The organism is Bacillus sp. 17RED48 (assembly GCF_019837545.1).
GTDB classification, from domain to species: Bacteria; Bacillota; Bacilli; order Bacillales; family Bacillaceae_G; genus Bacillus_A; species Bacillus_A wiedmannii.
Genome location: NZ_JADAXG010000007.1, coordinates 234318 through 250669, shown reverse-complemented (window position 1 = coordinate 250669; position 16352 = coordinate 234318). Strand labels below are relative to the sequence as shown.

Genomic DNA, 16352 nt, shown 5'->3' with positions numbered 1-16352 from the left:
ATTAGCACCTCTTTCAAAATGTTATCAAAAAAGTAAACTACATTTTCTTAAAGCTTCTCAAAACAAGGTATTCCCACAATCTCCAAGGAAGAATCTTCTTCGCAAAGATCATAAATTTTACACCTTTTCCAATCGGATATCGTAATTTCGTACGCTTAGATTCAGCAATCTCTACAATTTTATTAGCAACATCTATCGGATTACCAAATGTATCACTGCCGCTATTAATATGTTTTTGTATTTTAACCATATATTCTTTGTAAGGAGAAGGTCTATCAGATTGGTTTGTAGCTAGTTGTTTACCAACTTCCCAAATATTTGTGTTATAAGAACCAGGTTCAATTAAAGCAACATCTATTCCGAACGGTTTTACTTCTAAACGAAGTGATTCACTCCAGCCTTCTAACGCATATTTTGAAGAAACGTAAGGGGATAGACCAGGGAATCCAACTTGACCACTAATGCTGCTTATATTAATGATTTTCCCACTTTTTTGTACTCTCATATAAGGTAATACAAGTTGAGTAATTGATACAGCTCCAAAAAGGTTCGTTTCAAATTGTTTACGGTATTCCTCTACTGGAATTTCTTCTACAAAGCCCCCATTTGCATATCCTGCATTATTAATCAGTAGGTCTACTCTGTTTATTTCTTTTAAATATAATTGAAAGTTATGTATAGAATTTTGATTGGTTACATCTAATTGTTGAACTGTTATGTTTTGTTGTAAGTTGAGTTGAGTAGCTTGAGATATTAAAACTTCTCGTTTATTAAGGTTTCGCATTGTAGCTATGACTAAATAGTCTTTTTTCGCAAGCTCAAGTGTTGTTAAAAGACCGAAACCACTTGAAGCCCCAGTTATAACTGCGATTTTTTTATCCATTTTCCGCCAGCTTTCTTTTTCTTTTATCATAACGAGTTATGGGGATAAAATCTATTTATTGTATAAAGATATTTGTTATAATTGAAAATGGTTATCAATTAAATTTAGTTTTCACATAAAAGGAGTGTGGATTTCATGGAGACTAACGGTTTTCATGATATTTTTCATAAATACTTTCATGGTTTACAAGTTGTAGAGGAAAGGCATATGAATATGCCCAAAACAATAGGTAAGGGTGAAATACGAAGATGGACTTCATTTTCAGGAATGGAAATTGTGTTATCAAATTATCAATTTCATAAAAATTATCGCATCCAGTTTGCATCTGATGCAGCAATGGTTGAGCTTAATTTTTGTTTACAAGGGTTCGGAGAAGTGCAAGTTGGTCATTCCGCGTATGAATTAATGACTGGAAATAGTTATTTATATTTTATGAATGATTTTGATGTGTTATTTGAATATGAAAAAGAAAGGCCTCTATATTCATTAGCAATTGGGATTCCTGTACAATTATTTAATCATTTCATGATGAATAATGCTATTGAAAAAAGTCTTGATTTTCATTCTATATTAGGAAATCAATCTTTTAAAAAGTTTCAAAATCCAATTGATTCTATAACATCTAATCTTATTAAGAAAATGATAGAGCCTCCCCAAAAGGATCGTATTAGTCAACTAGAATTAGAAAGTAAAGCGCTCGAATTGCTTTCTATACATTTTGGGAGAGTGTTGCTTAATGATTGTGACGCAAATAAAAGGAGTCAATTATCAAAAAAGGATTTGAATAAAATAAAACAGGCTGAAGAAATTTTACTTCAACGAATGGAATCACCCCCATCATTATTAGAATTGGCTAAAATAGTAGGATTAAATGATTATAAATTAAAAATTGGATTTAAAGAATTATTTGGGATGTCCACATTTGCATATTTACGAGAAAAACGTATGGAACATGCGATAGATTTACTACGTTCGGGAAATAGTAATGTGACCGAAACGGCATTTGCAGTTGGGTACAATAATGTCAGTCATTTTTCAGAGTTATTTCGTAAAAAGTATGGAATGAATCCATCAAAACTTTTACGGATTTATTAACGTAAAACAGGAATAATCCGCTATACCGTAAATTCCTCCGTTATTTGGTAGTTGCTTTTTGTAATGGTCATTATAATTACAAACAACATCCAATTGGAAATAATTTTTTATGGAGGAATTTAAATGAAAGAGCGGAATGAAAGTCATTTTTGGCTATTTGTATTAACAGGGATGTTTCTTATTATAACAACAACCGGTTTTGCACGTATGGCATATGGAATTATATTGCCATTTATGCAAGAGGGACTTCATTTATCTACAGCTCAATCAGGTATGTTAGGAACAATACTTTTTTTAGGATATTTATTAACTGTAGGAACATCTGGAATATTTACTATCCGTTTCGGCGCAAAATCCGTTTTATTAATAGGGAGTTGGCTTGTTGTTGTAAGCTTATTGGGATTAGCCTTTGTTTATTCATTTTGGCTAGTCGCTATTTGTATGCTATGTGCTGGAGCTGGTAGTGCTTTAGTATATACACCACTCATGTCAATAACGGTAGGATGGTTTCCGGACAAAAGAGGAACTGTAATGGGGCTGTTATTAAGCGGTGCTGGCATAGGTATGTTATTTAGTGGAATAATTGTTCCTTATGTAGTACGTACATTTCCTGCGTACAGTTGGCGTGGTGTATGGTTTTTGTTTGGGGTTATTACATGTATCGTAGTATGTATCGCTTCAATTATTTTGAAAAATCCTGATGTAACCGAAGATGAGGAAAAAGGGAATTATAAATCGTTTTTATGGAAAACAAAAGAACTATATGTTATTGCATGGATGTATTTTATTGTGGGCATTGTTTACTTAATTCCGAATTTATATCAAACTAGTTTTATGATTGATAGTGGTATTTCGGCAGCGATGTCAGGAACTATTTATGCAATTGCCGGTATGTTTTCAATAGTAGGAGCTCCTATCTGGGGATTGATTTCAGATCGGATTGGCATAAAGAAAACGTTATGTATTGCACTTATATTAGCTGTAATAGGTGATGTGGTGCCAATCCTTTTTGAAAACATAATGGGTTTTATCGTATCGGCAATAATTTGGGGTTCTAGCCTCGGTGGTATCCTTTTATTAATACAAGTTGCAGCATCAAAGCAAGTATCCCAAAAGTATGTATCGATGGCAATTAGTTTTATATCTGTTTTTTATGCAGTTGGTCAAATGATTGGACCAGGACTTGCAGGCTGGATTATTGAAACAAGTGGTTATACAGCTGCTTATGGATTAGGTGCGTTCGGTTTCTTTATATGTATATGTATGGGATTGCGTTTAAAAAGAGGAAATCTTACAAACTCAGCGTATTTAGAGAAGTGAGTATTGTCATGAAATGAATCTTTTTAAAGGGAGGACGTAAAGTGGTACATGTGAAAGATGTATTAGCAGATCAATTATTAGCGAATGCAAACGATCCTAGTTGGTATATTCCATTTTCAGATGCAGTGAAAGATCTACCTGAGAGAGAAGCTTTCTGGAAACCGAATGAAGAGAGTAATAGTATAGCTGAAATTGTACAACATTTACTGTATTGGAATTCAACGTGGCAAACTAGGTACAAAGAATCGAATGTGGATGCCGTGCCCGCTATTGGTGATAATAACAAAAGTTTTATGCTTTCAAATAATCAAACCTTCGATGAGTTGAGAGAAAAACTACTAGAGAAACTGTTACAATGGCAAAAGCTTATAAATGAAGAGAAGGTGGAAAGTGATGTAGTTGGATTTTCTGTTTCCGCAAAGTGGTGGGAAATATTGGCGAATGTAACAACTCATAATGCTTATCATATTGGTCAAATTATTTACATCCGGAAGTTACAGAAGAGTTTTGAGAATGAATAAGATAATAATTCTCAAATTAGGTGAACAAAAGTGGACAAAACGAGACATATGTCTCATTTTGTCCACTTTTTTATTATGAAAGAAATGAGAAAACCCATGAAATCAAGGATTAGAATTTGGCACAGTACTTGCAATATAAAAGATGAACAAGAAAATAGGAGGGCTGGACATGTTAAAAACAACTGAAAGTAAAGGGAATGAAATTACGAAAGAACAAGCTCGTTGGATGTATGAAAAAATGTTAGAGATTCGTAAGTTTGAAGACAAGGTGCATGAATTGTTCGCGCAAGGCGTTCTGCCAGGTTTCGTTCATTTATACGCTGGTGAAGAAGCAGTAGCAGTTGGTGTATGTGCCCACTTAACAGATAGTGACAGTATTACAAGTACGCATAGAGGACATGGACATTGTATCGCAAAAGGCTGTGATTTAAACGGGATGATGGCTGAACTTTTCGGGAAAGTGACAGGGTTATGTAAAGGTAAAGGCGGTTCCATGCATATTGCCGATTTAAATAAAGGAATGCTTGGTGCAAATGGGATTGTAGGCGGAGGTTTTCCACTTGCTTGCGGCTCAGCATTAACAGCTAAATATAAAGGAACGAAAGATGTAAGTGTTTGCTTCTTCGGTGACGGAGCAAATAATGAAGGAACATTCCATGAAGGGGTTAATTTAGCAGCGATTTGGAAGTTACCAGTTATTTTTATCGCAGAAAATAACGGTTACGGTGAAGCAACGACATTTGAATATGCTTCTAGTTGTAACTCTATTGCTGATCGTGCAAAAGCATATAACATTCCGGGTGTTCAAGTAGATGGAAAAGATCTATTAGCAGTATATAAAGCGGCGGAAGAGGCTGTTGAGCGTGCACGTAATGGCGGTGGCCCAACTTTAATTGAATGCATGACATATCGTAATTACGGTCATTTTGAAGGAGAAGCACAAACGTATAAAACAGCGGAAGAAAAAGAAGAACATTTAAATGAAAAAGATGCGATTGTGCATTTCCGCAAGCATTTAATTCATGAAGCTTTATTAACGGAATCCGAACTTGTGGATATGGAAAAGGCAGTAGATGAAGCAGTGCAAAGATCGATTGAATTTAGTGAACATAGTCCATATCCAGAGGATGAAGAATTATTAAAAGATGTATACGTTTCTTACAAATAAGAGGAGGGTGAAAAATAATGACTAGAACAGTAAGTATGTCAACTGCAATTAATGAAGCGATGAAAATTTCAATGCGTCGTGATGAAAATGTAATTTTGATAGGAGAAGACGTTGCAGGAGGTGCACAAGTTGATCACTTGCAAGATGATGAAGCATGGGGCGGTGTTCTTGGTGTTACGAAAGGACTTGTACAAGAATTTGGCCGAAATCGTATTTTAGATACTCCAATTTCTGAAGCTGGTTATATGGGAGCAGCGATGGCAGCTGCGGCAACAGGATTACGTCCGATTGCTGAATTAATGTTTAATGACTTTATCGGTAGTTGTCTTGATCAAATATTAAACCAAGGTGCAAAATTCCGTTATATGTTCGGTGGTAAAGCGAAAGTACCAGTTACAGTACGTACGATGCATGGTGCTGGTTTTAGTGCAGCAGCGCAGCATTCACAAAGTTTATATGCTTTATTTACGAGCATTCCAGGTATAAAAGTCGTCGTTCCTTCTACTCCGTATGACGCAAAAGGCTTATTATTGGCGGCAATTGAAGATGATGATCCAGTAATCTTCTTTGAAGATAAAACACTTTACAATATGAAAGGTGAAGTGCCAGAAGGGTACTATACAATTCCTTTAGGAAAAGCAGATATTAAACGTGAAGGTTCTGATGTAACAATCGTCGCAATTGGAAAACAAGTTCATACAGCACTTGCAGCTGCAAAGCAATTATCGAAAAAGGGACTCGAAGTAGAAGTAATCGATCCACGTTCTTTATCACCGCTGGATGAAGATACGATTTTAGCATCTGTTGAAAAAACGAATCGCCTGATTGTTATTGACGAAGCAAATCCAAGATGTAGTATCGCAACAGATATTGCAGCAATTGTAGCGGATAAAGGATTCGATTTGTTAGATGCACCAATTAAACGAATTACAGCACCACATACACCAGTTCCGTTCTCACCACCACTTGAAAAGTTATATTTACCAACGCCGGAGAAAGTAATTGAAACTGTATCAGAAATGATCGGAGACCAATCTTTATTACATGTGTAATGAAACGATTAGAAGGGAGAGAGAACTATGGCTGTAGAAGTTGTAATGCCAAAGTTAGGTATGGCGATGAAAGAAGGTATTATTACGAGCTGGAATATTAAAGCAGGTGATAATGTAGAAAAAGGTGAACTAATTGCTAGTATTAACTCAGAAAAAATCGAAACGGAAATAGAAGCACCAGCTGATGGAACTGTTCTTGACATAGCTGTAAGTGAAGATGAGGGAGTTCCACCTGGCACTGTAATTTGCTATATCGGTAAACCGAGCGAAAAAGTAGATGTCTATGAAAGTACAAATGTTGAAGAAGAGAAAACACCGAATCCAGAACCTAAAATTTTACAACATGCAGAACAATATGCGATAGATGTGACGAAGCAAAGAGTCAAAATATCTCCTGTTGCGAAGAAAATTGCAAAAACTGAAAATCTTGATATTAGATCATTAATTGGTACAGGTCCTGGCGGAAGAATTACAAAGGTAGATGTTTTAAAGGCACTTGAGGAAAGAGTTACAATTCCAGAAATACTTGAACAAGAGGGAAGTAAAGTCATTCCTGTTACTGGTATGCGGAAAGCAATCGCAAACCGTATGCATACAAGCTTACAAAATAGTGCGCAATTAACATTAACGATGAAAGTAGATGTGACAGATTTAGTTGCTTTACATAAAGACATAGCGGAAGTTGTACAAAAACGATACGATAACAAACTAACCATTACGGATTTCGTTTCTCGCGCTGTTGTATTAGCACTTGCGGAGCATAAAGAAATGAACAGCGCTTATATAGATGATGCAATTCATCAATTTGAACATGTTCATTTAGGCATGGCAGTCGCGTTAGAAAAAGGATTAGTCGTTCCGGCTATTCGCTTTGCTAATCATTTATCTTTAGTAGAGTTATCTAAAGAAATTAAAAATGTGGCACAAAAGGCACGAGCAGGCAGTTTAAATAGTGATGATATGCAAGGAACAACCTTTACAATTAGTAATTTAGGTAGCTTCGGTATTGAATATTTTACGCCGGTATTAAATACACCTGAGACTGGTATTTTAGGTGTTGGTGCAATTGAACATGTCCCTGTATATAAAGGGAAAAAATTAAGAAAAGGAAGTATGTTACCTTTAAGTTTAACATTCGATCATCGTGTACTAGACGGTGCACCAGCAGCTGCATTTTTACGCACAATTAAACGTTATTTAGAAGAATCTGTAACAATTCTTTTATAAAGAGAAGGTGAGAGAATGAGTAAATTAGTCGTTATTGGAGGCGGACCTGCTGGCTATGTAGCAGCAATTACCGCGGCTCAAAATGGGAAAGATGTCACTCTTATTGATGAAGCGGATCTTGGCGGGACTTGTTTAAATGTTGGTTGTATGCCTACGAAATCATTGTTAGAAAGTGCAGAAGTGCATGACATTGTGAGAAAAGCGAATCATTATGGAATTGCACTTAACAATGGAAGTATATCAATTGATTGGAAGCAAATACAGGCGAGGAAATCACAAATCGTAACGCAGCTCGTCCAAGGAATTCAATATTTAATGAAGAAAAATAAAATAAAAGTTATACAAGGTAAAGCGAATTTTGAAACGGATCACCGAGTACGAGTTACAAACGATAATAAAGAGGATGTAGTAGATGGAGAACAGTTCATTATAGCGGCAGGATCAGAACCGACTGAATTACCTTTTGCTCCATTTGATGGGAAGTGGATTTTAAATAGTAGCCATGCAATGTCCCTAGAAAGTATACCAAAATCATTACTAATCGTTGGCGGTGGTGTAATAGGTTGCGAGTTTGCAAGTATTTATAGTCGTCTTGGAACAAAAGTTACGATTGTTGAAAGGGCATCGCAATTATTACCTGGTGAAGATGAAGATATCGCACATATTTTAAGAGATAAACTAGAAAATGATGGCGCAGAAATATTTACAGGAGCTGCTTTAAAAGGATTAAATAATTATAAGAAGCAAGCTTCATTTGAATATGAAGGAAGTATCCAAGAAGCCAATCCGGAATATGTTATCGTTTCTGTCGGCCGAAAACCACGTGTACAAGAATTAGGTTTAGAAAAAGCAGGTATTCAATTTTTAAATAAAGGAATTTCTGTGAATGAACATATGCAAACAAACAGATCACATATTTACGCAGCAGGTGATGTGATTGGTGGAATACAACTTGCTCACGTTGCCTTCCATGAAGGGATGACAGCAGCATTACATGCGAGCGGAGAAGATGTAAAAGTTAACTATCATGCAGTACCTCGATGTATATACACATCCCCAGAAATCGCAAGTGTTGGTTTAAGCGAAAAAGATGCAAGAGAACAATATGGTGATATTCTTATCGGAGAATTTCCTTTTACAGCGAACGGAAAAGCGCTTATTATTGGAGAACAAACGGGTAAAGTAAAAGTTATTGTGGAACCTAAATATCAAGAAATTGTTGGGATTTCTATTATCGGTCCTCGTGCAACGGAACTAATCGGACAAGGAACTGTAATGATTCATACAGAAGTTACCGCTGATATTATGAGAGATTATATTGCAGCACATCCAACTTTATCTGAAGCGATTCATGAAGCGTTATTACAAGCTATAGGACATGCTGTACATGCTTAAATGAAAATATAATAAACCACTATTCTCTAAATGAATGAGAGAATAGTGGTTTGGATTTTTATAGAAGAAATTAAATAACTTTTTACTTTTTAACGTCAATCGCTGAAGTAATATCGTTCCAATCAGCAGCTAAATTAGCAGTTTTACCGTACCAATCAGCATGTTTGAATACAACACCTTTTCCATATCCTTGTGTTGAAGTATGCTCCCAAAGTGTCGTTGAATAACTTGCTGAAGGCGATGCTGTACTTACAGAAGAAATTCTGTCATTCCAGCTAGAAGGCAAGTTTTTAAAACCGCTGCTCCAGTAAATATATTGGCCACCTTTATCTTTATGTTCATAAAAATCAGTACTACCAGCACCGCTACCTAAAGGATTAATTTTATTTTTAAGCGCTTTTTTATCCTTTTCAACATAAGCATCCAATGTTTCTCTACTAGTAAACCCGTAAGCTAACCAATCTCCATTTTCATTTTGCTCAGGTAGGACCATAGTAATTTGGATGTCTTTTTTCTCCTGCTCGCTTAATTTTGCAAAAGAAGTAACATTTTGTTCATCAACTTTTAAATAATCAAATGATTTAATTACATTACTTTTTTCTTCAGCACTTGCTACTCCTAGTCCTCCAGTGAATGCAAATCCCGCTACTAGTGTACCTGCTACTAATTTCTTCAACATATAACCATCCCTTTTTGTTTAGATTTTGTACAGGTGAAACTTTGTACTAGTAAAATGTATTCTAATTATTAACTATTGTAAATATTCTGAAGTTTTAGAAATAAAAGGCGGAATATTTACAGTTTTGCATTTTTTCTTTAGAAAAAATAGTTATTGGAATGATATAATAAATAGATGTATTGCTTTTGTTGGATGTTAAAATGTTTTAGGAGGGAAGCGATTGAAGTATTTCAATAAAGATTGGTATAAAGAAATGCAAGTATCTGGATTTTTAATTTTCCCAGAAACAGTAGAAGAATGGGAAGAGTTGTTGCGAGAGAGCAAAAAGATAGGAATGGATTACAAGCAAGGTTTAAGAGAAGACGTGGAAGAAAAGAAAGAAGATCTATTAAAGTGTCTACCTAAGTCATTACATCCATACATTCATGAAAATACAATTAATTCAGAATACCCATCGGAAAAATTAAAGAAACTTACGCTTGAGTGGACAGTAGATTATGAGAAAAGAATGAGTGATTTAGAACAAGCGTATTTAGATAATTATAATACTATAAAAGAAAAGCTTGCGCAGAATGTCGTTCAACTACATGAATACTCACTACATGACAGTGTAGTCAAATCAGTAGAAAGAAGGTCAGAAGATAAGCTAATAATAACTTTAGATTGCAGTGGTACTTTCAGTGAATTTGATAAACTGCAAGTAACTTTTATAGGGGTAACGAAATGTTCTATTCCGGAAGATTTTGAAGGTGCTTGGTGGTTATGTCATGAAATAGATCTTACTAATGAAGGGTTCGAATTGGGTGTTTTATTTGATTGCCCATTTGAAGAAGTGACAATTTGTGCAAAAGACGTATTGCTTGAGATAGGTAACTAGTAAACTTTATAACTTTACAAACAAAAAAACAGTCTTATAAGACTGTTTTTTATTTAGATGCTAAATTATCAAGTTTCCAATAAGTATCTGTTAACGGCGCAGCTTTGCTATCTATGTATAAATACATATTATTTAAATCTTTTGGAGAAGCTTTCATATTAAATACAATGTCGGTAGTTAAAGAAAACTCAGAAGGAACCTTTTTAGCATTTTCATTTTGTATAACTTCACCTTCGTGTTTTTCACCTGTTTTTTCATCTTTTATGAAATATTTTATTTCTGAAAGATCTATCGTTTGTCCGTCAGCACGAGCATTATTCATAGTAACACGAGCTGTGAGACGCCACTCTTTGTCTATTTTTTCGAATTTAGCATTTTCAACAGTTGCTCTATAGTATTCATTTTTATATATTTCCCCATAATGCATTGCATCCTTTTCAAGAGCGCTCTTTTCTTGTTTTGGTGTAGTACTACCATTACATCCTACCATTATTCCTGTAAATAATAATGCTGTACAAGTTACTTTAATTATAGATTTCATAATAATTCCTTTCTGTGTTAAAAAGTAAAACATAGGAATAATTTTACATCAATAGGAAGTTAAATGGAAGTATGTTTGTGAAATATACAAATATACATTTATTTCGTTATAAAGTTAATGGTATAGAAAGAGGGAAAAGCTGAATAAAACGGAGTGAATAAGAATTGAAAATATTGTAAAACGGAAGAGACATGCATATAATTAAAATAAGGATGAGATTTCAGAATCTTCAATAACGGCGGTGGGTATATGTTTACTGAAGAGCGTAGAGAGAAAATTTTGGAGTTACTTAAGAAAGGTGGAAGGGTAATTGCTAAAGATCTTGCGGAAAGTTTCGATATGTCTATTGATTCTATAAGAAGAGATTTGTCTATTATGGAGAAGGATGGCTTGTTAAAAAGAACACATGGAGGTGCAATCGAACTTACGCGAGTGAGAAACTTAGCTGCCGAACCAACGAAACGTTATCGTGATAGTTCAATAGAGGAAGATGCGATTGCGAAAGTTGCTGTATCCTACATACAAGAAGGCGATTCCGTTTTTATTGGCGGGGCTTCTACTCATTATGCTATGTTAAAATACTTACCTGAAATGTCATTTACAGTGATTACGAATTCTTTAGAAATTGCTAGTACCTTACGGGAATATAAGAACATTGATACATACTTAATTGGTGGAAAGGTGAAACCATCAGGGAATATGACAGATACAATTGCCTCTGAAATGATAAGTAGATTATCTATTGATCTTTATTTCTCTACAGGTGGGGGCATTTCATTGAATGGTATAAGTACTGCAACGCCGGAAGTTGCTTATTTTGGAAAAACAGTAAGTAAAATTGCTAGAAGAAACATTTGTTTAGCTCCTCATAATAAACTCGGAATAGACTGCTTTATTAAAGGAGAGTCACTAATAGAAATTGACCTTATAATAACAGATGAAGAGGCTAGTAAAGAAACGATTCAACAATTTGAGAAACAAGGTAAAGAAATTATAATAGCGTCAATAACCCCCATTTAAAAGGAGTTTGAAATGATTATAAAAGGACAAGAGTTTCATATAAATGGATTAACTTTTACAATTCGTTCTACAGCTGAAACGGATGCTGAGCAGTTATCGGAAATTAGAGCTCAGATCGATGGCGAAACTGAAAATATGGATAGAGAAGCTGGAGAGGGATTTATAGATAAGATAGGTTTTCAAAAAATAATAAAAACAGATAGTGAAGAGACGAAAAATCTCTTTTTAGTTGCAGAAGTGGACAAGCGAATCGTGGGATTTTCAAGATGTGAAGGATCAAATTTGAAGAGATTAACTCATAAAGTAGAATTTGGTGTTTGTATTTTAAGAGAGTTTTGGGGATATAGAATTGGTAAAAGTCTCTTGCAACAATCTATTCAGTGGGCTGATGAAAATGAAGTGAAAAAGATATCATTACAAGTGCTAGAGACAAATGAAAAAGCTATTCAACTTTATAAAAAATTAGGTTTTGAAGTAGAAGGTATTTTGAAAAATGACAAAAAGCTGTCGGATGGGAAGTATTATAATACGGTTGTAATGGGAAGATTCATAAAAGAGGTGTAGTGGGATGTTTTACAGAAGAAAGTACTATATAGTAAAAAATGAATTTGTAGAAATATTTAATGAGCATTTTACTAACACAAACTTACCTAACCAGTTAAAGCATGGTTCCAGGCTAATAGGACGCTGGATGAAAGATAATAATGATGGTACAACTGAAATATTCGCCATATGGGAATATGATAGTTATAAACAGTATAAAGAAATTGAATCGAAAATTAGAAGCGACGAGATGCATATTAAAAGAATACATGATTGGTATGAAAAACATGGCGGAAGAGAATATGTTTTTCAGAAGTACATATTAGAGTTAAAAAATGAAGAGTTAGTATGTACTGTAAAGTGATAGAGGAGTGAGAGATTATGAGAATTAAAACAAAATTATATTTTAGTTTAGCTTCTACCATTTTATTTGCAATAACGGTCATAGTTTTCTTTATAAATGATACTCCACAAAAGTGGTTTTGGTTATGTATTTTCTTTGCGTCTATTATACAAAATATAGTTTTACTAAAAAAGAATAAAGAAGTGCATTAAGATATTCAAATTATTAACATATTTGTGTCGTCTTTCTAGTTTTATTGAAAACGCTTTTATTCAGTTTTATAATAAAAGTATGTTTTTACAAATCTCCAAAATAATGAATAGGGAGATGATACAATGTTAGCTTCACCGTTTTACTTACATACATGGAAAAAGTTTGTTGATGAAGGAATCCTTGATTCGAACCGTATGAACGAAAGAATTTCAGAGTCATGGCATCGATGTAAACAAGCAAATGTGAATCCTCATATGAATAAAGGTCAGAAAATTTTGTCTTCTAATGTTTTTCAAGATCAAAAGAAAAAGAGTGAAATCTTCCTTGATATAGCAATACCTCAATTACAAAATATGAGGAAAACCATTGATGAGCTGCAAATGATGGCATTATTAATTGATCCAAACGGTTACGTTCTATCGTTAAGTGGAAATCAACAAACGTTAAAACGAGCGAAACATATTAATTTCATTGAAGGTGTGAAATGGACGGAAGCAGCTGTTGGTACAAATGCGATAGGAACCGCGTTACAGATTGAAGAGGCTATTATGATAAGTGGTACAGAGCATTATTCTATCGCATCTCATAGCTGGAGCTGTGCGGCCGCTCCCATTCATAATGATGATGGGAAATTAATTGGAGTTCTAGATTTCTCCTGTCCAATTGAATTTTCACATCCATATATGCTAGGGATGGTAACTTCGATTGCACATGCGATTGAACGTGAATGTAGTATTCGAGTGCATCAAAACGAACTACACTTAATCCATCGTTTTTTAGATGTAATTGACAGTGATGAACAGGTTGTTATATGTAATCATCGTGATGTTATCGTTTCTGCTAGTAAGAGGATTCGGGAACGTGTTTCTAATTGGTCACGAATGAAACTTGAAGTTTTAATGCAATATGGATTGAAATCTAAATTAGAAGTACCAGTATATAGTAATGAAAGAATGATCGGGAAATGTATTTATGTAAAGGAAAATAAACAAGGAAATGTATTTTCAACTTCTCCATTTATAAACGGAATTACTTTCCCTGGAGTTATTGGGACAAGCAATGCATTTCAACATACTTTAGAAGAAATTAAGCTTGTATCTCCAACTGACGCTAGTGTATATGTTTGTGGTGAAACAGGTGTAGGGAAAGAATATGTAGCGAGAGCGATTCATGAAAATAGTCCAAGAAAAAATGGTCCTTTTATAGCTGTTAACTGTGGTTCATTGCCGAAAGAATTAATGGAAAGTGAATTGTTCGGTTATGTTGAAGGAGCGTTTACAGGTGCACGGCGCCAAGGATATAAAGGGAAATTCGAACAAGCAGACGGAGGGACAATATTTTTAGACGAAATTGGTGAAGTACCGCCAGAGATGCAAGTCGCATTATTGCGTGTTTTACAAGAACGAACAGTAACCCCAATTGGTAGTTCAAAAGAGGTACCAGTAAATATTCGTATTATTACTGCGACACATAAAGATTTACTGAGATTAGTAGAAGAAGGGAAATTCCGTCAAGATTTATATTATCGTTTACATGTATATCCGCTATATGTTCCATCGTTAATGGAAAGAAAAGAGGATATTCCATACTTCATACAACATTTTTGTGAACAAAAAGATTGGAAGGTTGTATTTCCAAAAAGTATTTGTAATCAATTTTCTCAGCATACATGGCCCGGAAATATTCGAGAGTTATTAAATGTATTAGAACGTATTTACATTTTGTCGCAAGGTCAGGAAATATGCGAAAAACAAATTTCTTTTTTATTACAAACCATGATGGGAAATCAACATCAACTTGCATTGCAAGTAGAAAATAAAACGGAGCATACATTAAATTTCCGTGAAAAAATACAGCGTGATAGCATGATTGAAGCGCTAGAAAAGACGAACGGAAATGTTTCATTAGCTGCAAAATTGTTAGATGTACCTCGAAGTACATTTTATAAGCGAATGCAAAAATATAAGCTATAAAGTAGATTTTTGTAATCTACTTTTTCTTTGTGGGCTCATGTTCTGTCGGAATGTGCGCTTGCCGGGGAAATAATAGAATAGTTAGAAAATAATTTTCGGAAGGTGGAATATGTGAAGTATATTGAAATTGGCATCGGAAATAGGTGGTTCGTTCGAACGGAAACTGAAAATAAAGATGGAACTGAATTTGAGGAACAAGGAATTATAAAACCTATTTATTTTGAGTCTTTATATGTACGAATTTGGTTTCGGAAAACGTGTTTTATCTTTGATACGAAAGAAGGGTTTAAGAACGCAAGAAAAAGTAGAGCTGAATATAAGTTTATTGTTGGAATCGTAAGTAGGTTAAAACAATAGAATTAAATAGGGGTGTTTTTATGATTAGAATTACCACATTCATACTCGCTTTTATTGTAATGGGCTATTCTATTTACAGTTGGAATGATGATTCGAAGCAAAGCATGCTTATTTTGCAATTATTATTAGGTTTTATGCTTGCTAGTATGGGGATACAAAATGTTAAGAAGGATGAAAAAAAGAATAAGAATATGGGACTGTTGCTTTTACTTACATCGTTATTTTGTATCATTGTATCTTTAATAAAATATTTAAAATAAACTGTTACTCAACATATCGAGTAACAGTTTATTTTTTTAAGTTTTCTCATTAAAATTCTAGTAGCTGTTTTGCACATTTTTTTAACAATACAAAATCTTTCTGTTATCCAATAAGTAAGTTCAAAAGAGGTGAGAATACATTCTTTTTTCTTACCTTGGAAATATTACTAAAACATTCCTGTTATTTAAAACAACACTTTTAGCATAACCATACCCACATATAGACCATATAATAGCACACTTATATAAATGAGTGTGCTATTTATATAGCCCAGTCGTATACATTTCCGTCAATGTATGTACTATCACTTCTAATTCTAATTTTTTATCATTTTTCACAATTGTCCAAAGAAACATCTCATTCATCGCGAACCAAGCACTAGCTACAATTTCTTTATTTAATTCAGGCTGTGCTAAGCCACCTTCTTGAGAGTATGTAATATCCTGCGCAATACTGTTTATAAAGCGTTCCCGTATCTCGTCCCATTTTTGACGTATCTCTTTTGATAATCCTATAGCTTCTTGAACAACTTGCAATATAGCTCGTTCTTTTTCTGCTAGTTGTAGGAATGCTCTAACTTGATTTTGAATCATTTTATGTGCTTCTTCTTTCGTTTGAGGCGAAAAGGAGCGCTCAGCAATATCATAAAATTGATTCATAACATCTTCCATTAAAACGATGAGGAGATCATCTTTGTTTTTAAAGTATACATATGCCGTTCCATAACCGGTTTCTGCATGTTTAATAATTTGTGTAATTGTCGTTTTTTGAAATCCGTTCTGTATAAAAATAGTGTAACCAGCATGTAATAGTTTCTTCTTTGTCTCTATGGAGCGGTGTTTTCTTGATGAAAGAGTATTGTTTTTCAAAGAATCACCTCTTTA

The 16352-nt window shown here is 34.2% G+C and carries 18 protein-coding genes; 14 read left to right on the top strand and 4 right to left on the bottom strand.

Annotated elements, in window-relative coordinates:
- Positions 1-37 precede the first annotated feature (37 nt).
- Positions 38-883 (bottom strand): oxidoreductase, encoded by an 846-nt coding sequence (locus ILT06_RS24395; protein ID WP_064475480.1) that lies wholly within the window; start codon positions 881-883, stop codon positions 38-40.
- A 135-nt stretch (positions 884-1018) separates the two neighbouring features.
- Between ILT06_RS24395 and ILT06_RS24390 the strand changes: the two genes are divergently transcribed.
- The 7 genes from ILT06_RS24390 to lpdA all read left to right on the top strand — a co-directional run bounded on the left by ILT06_RS24390 (position 1019) and on the right by lpdA (position 8661).
- Entirely contained in the window at positions 1019-1978 is a 960-nt protein-coding gene (locus tag ILT06_RS24390; RefSeq protein ID WP_064475479.1) for a helix-turn-helix domain-containing protein, read from the top strand.
- A 123-nt stretch (positions 1979-2101) separates the two neighbouring features.
- Complete coding sequence (locus ILT06_RS24385) at positions 2102-3298, top strand: MFS transporter (protein ID WP_064475478.1); 1197 nt, start codon at positions 2102-2104, stop codon at positions 3296-3298.
- 41 nt (positions 3299-3339) lie between these two features.
- The gene (locus ILT06_RS24380; protein WP_048560849.1) at positions 3340-3819 is read left to right on the top strand and encodes a DinB family protein; all 480 of its coding nucleotides are present in this window, start codon (positions 3340-3342) and stop codon (positions 3817-3819) included.
- Positions 3820-3988: 169 nt separating this feature from the next.
- Positions 3989-4987 carry an acetoin:2,6-dichlorophenolindophenol oxidoreductase subunit alpha gene (gene acoA / locus ILT06_RS24375; RefSeq protein ID WP_222655616.1) on the top strand — a complete coding sequence of 333 codons (999 nt, stop codon included), beginning with the start codon at positions 3989-3991 and terminating at the stop codon, positions 4985-4987.
- A 17-nt stretch (positions 4988-5004) separates the two neighbouring features.
- Positions 5005-6039 (top strand): acetoin:2,6-dichlorophenolindophenol oxidoreductase subunit beta, encoded by a 1035-nt coding sequence (gene acoB / locus ILT06_RS24370; RefSeq protein ID WP_064475476.1) that lies wholly within the window; start codon positions 5005-5007, stop codon positions 6037-6039.
- 27 nt (positions 6040-6066) lie between these two features.
- The gene (locus ILT06_RS24365) at positions 6067-7266 is read left to right on the top strand and encodes a dihydrolipoamide acetyltransferase family protein (protein WP_064475475.1); all 1200 of its coding nucleotides are present in this window, start codon (positions 6067-6069) and stop codon (positions 7264-7266) included.
- Between the two features lie 15 nt (positions 7267-7281).
- Positions 7282-8661 (top strand): dihydrolipoyl dehydrogenase, encoded by a 1380-nt coding sequence (lpdA, locus tag ILT06_RS24360; protein ID WP_088046845.1) that lies wholly within the window; start codon positions 7282-7284, stop codon positions 8659-8661.
- Positions 8662-8743: 82 nt separating this feature from the next.
- Here the strand turns inward: lpdA and ILT06_RS24355 are convergent, their stop codons facing one another.
- Positions 8744-9340 carry a hypothetical protein gene (locus ILT06_RS24355; protein ID WP_064475473.1) on the bottom strand — a complete coding sequence of 199 codons (597 nt, stop codon included), beginning with the start codon at positions 9338-9340 and terminating at the stop codon, positions 8744-8746.
- Positions 9341-9560: 220 nt separating this feature from the next.
- Between ILT06_RS24355 and ILT06_RS24350 the strand changes: the two genes are divergently transcribed.
- Positions 9561-10217, top strand: a complete 657-nt coding sequence (locus ILT06_RS24350; protein WP_064475472.1) for a DUF4085 family protein — start codon at positions 9561-9563, stop codon at positions 10215-10217.
- 49 nt (positions 10218-10266) lie between these two features.
- Here the strand turns inward: ILT06_RS24350 and ILT06_RS24345 are convergent, their stop codons facing one another.
- Positions 10267-10758: a hypothetical protein gene (locus tag ILT06_RS24345; RefSeq protein WP_149173564.1), complete on the bottom strand. Its 492-nt coding sequence runs from the start codon at positions 10756-10758 to the stop codon at positions 10267-10269.
- 249 nt (positions 10759-11007) lie between these two features.
- On the opposite strand from ILT06_RS24345, the gene ILT06_RS24340 reads away from it, so the two are divergent.
- The 6 genes from ILT06_RS24340 to ILT06_RS24315 all read left to right on the top strand — a co-directional run bounded on the left by ILT06_RS24340 (position 11008) and on the right by ILT06_RS24315 (position 15467).
- A complete protein-coding gene (locus ILT06_RS24340; protein WP_064475470.1) occupies positions 11008-11778 on the top strand; it encodes a DeoR/GlpR family DNA-binding transcription regulator in 771 nt (256 codons plus the stop codon).
- A gap of 12 nt (positions 11779-11790) precedes the next feature.
- Positions 11791-12342: a GNAT family N-acetyltransferase gene (locus tag ILT06_RS24335; RefSeq protein ID WP_064475469.1), complete on the top strand. Its 552-nt coding sequence runs from the start codon at positions 11791-11793 to the stop codon at positions 12340-12342.
- Positions 12343-12346: 4 nt separating this feature from the next.
- Positions 12347-12685, top strand: a complete 339-nt coding sequence (locus ILT06_RS24330; RefSeq protein WP_064475468.1) for an NIPSNAP family protein — start codon at positions 12347-12349, stop codon at positions 12683-12685.
- A gap of 314 nt (positions 12686-12999) precedes the next feature.
- Positions 13000-14850 carry a sigma-54-dependent Fis family transcriptional regulator gene (locus ILT06_RS24325; RefSeq protein WP_064475467.1) on the top strand — a complete coding sequence of 617 codons (1851 nt, stop codon included), beginning with the start codon at positions 13000-13002 and terminating at the stop codon, positions 14848-14850.
- A 111-nt stretch (positions 14851-14961) separates the two neighbouring features.
- Entirely contained in the window at positions 14962-15207 is a 246-nt protein-coding gene (locus ILT06_RS24320) for a DUF3977 family protein (RefSeq protein ID WP_064475466.1), read from the top strand.
- Between the two features lie 20 nt (positions 15208-15227).
- Entirely contained in the window at positions 15228-15467 is a 240-nt protein-coding gene (locus tag ILT06_RS24315) for a DUF3953 domain-containing protein (RefSeq protein WP_064475465.1), read from the top strand.
- 258 nt (positions 15468-15725) lie between these two features.
- Here ILT06_RS24315 and ILT06_RS24310 read toward each other — a convergent pair whose 3' ends face one another.
- On the bottom strand, positions 15726-16337 hold the full coding sequence (locus tag ILT06_RS24310; protein ID WP_064475464.1) for a TetR/AcrR family transcriptional regulator: 612 nt from the start codon (positions 16335-16337) through the stop codon (positions 15726-15728).
- Positions 16338-16352: the final 15 nt, after the last annotated feature.

What these genes read in the sequence shown, in the direction of transcription:
- ILT06_RS24395 (WP_064475480.1), bottom strand. Translation starts at nt 883, where the DNA reads ATGGATAAAAAAATCGCAGTTATAACTGGGGCTTCAAGTGGTTTCGGT.
- ILT06_RS24390 (WP_064475479.1), top strand. Translation starts at nt 1,019, where the DNA reads ATGGAGACTAACGGTTTTCATGATATTTTTCATAAATACTTTCATGGT.
- ILT06_RS24385 (WP_064475478.1), top strand. Translation starts at nt 2,102, where the DNA reads ATGAAAGAGCGGAATGAAAGTCATTTTTGGCTATTTGTATTAACAGGG.
- acoA (WP_222655616.1), top strand. Translation starts at nt 3,989, where the DNA reads ATGTTAAAAACAACTGAAAGTAAAGGGAATGAAATTACGAAAGAACAA.
- acoB (WP_064475476.1), top strand. Translation starts at nt 5,005, where the DNA reads ATGACTAGAACAGTAAGTATGTCAACTGCAATTAATGAAGCGATGAAA.
- ILT06_RS24365 (WP_064475475.1), top strand. Translation starts at nt 6,067, where the DNA reads ATGGCTGTAGAAGTTGTAATGCCAAAGTTAGGTATGGCGATGAAAGAA.
- lpdA (WP_088046845.1), top strand. Translation starts at nt 7,282, where the DNA reads ATGAGTAAATTAGTCGTTATTGGAGGCGGACCTGCTGGCTATGTAGCA.
- ILT06_RS24355 (WP_064475473.1), bottom strand. Translation starts at nt 9,340, where the DNA reads ATGTTGAAGAAATTAGTAGCAGGTACACTAGTAGCGGGATTTGCATTC.
- ILT06_RS24345 (WP_149173564.1), bottom strand. Translation starts at nt 10,758, where the DNA reads ATGAAATCTATAATTAAAGTAACTTGTACAGCATTATTATTTACAGGA.
- ILT06_RS24340 (WP_064475470.1), top strand. Translation starts at nt 11,008, where the DNA reads ATGTTTACTGAAGAGCGTAGAGAGAAAATTTTGGAGTTACTTAAGAAA.
- ILT06_RS24335 (WP_064475469.1), top strand. Translation starts at nt 11,791, where the DNA reads ATGATTATAAAAGGACAAGAGTTTCATATAAATGGATTAACTTTTACA.
- ILT06_RS24330 (WP_064475468.1), top strand. Translation starts at nt 12,347, where the DNA reads ATGTTTTACAGAAGAAAGTACTATATAGTAAAAAATGAATTTGTAGAA.
- ILT06_RS24325 (WP_064475467.1), top strand. Translation starts at nt 13,000, where the DNA reads ATGTTAGCTTCACCGTTTTACTTACATACATGGAAAAAGTTTGTTGAT.
- ILT06_RS24315 (WP_064475465.1), top strand. Translation starts at nt 15,228, where the DNA reads ATGATTAGAATTACCACATTCATACTCGCTTTTATTGTAATGGGCTAT.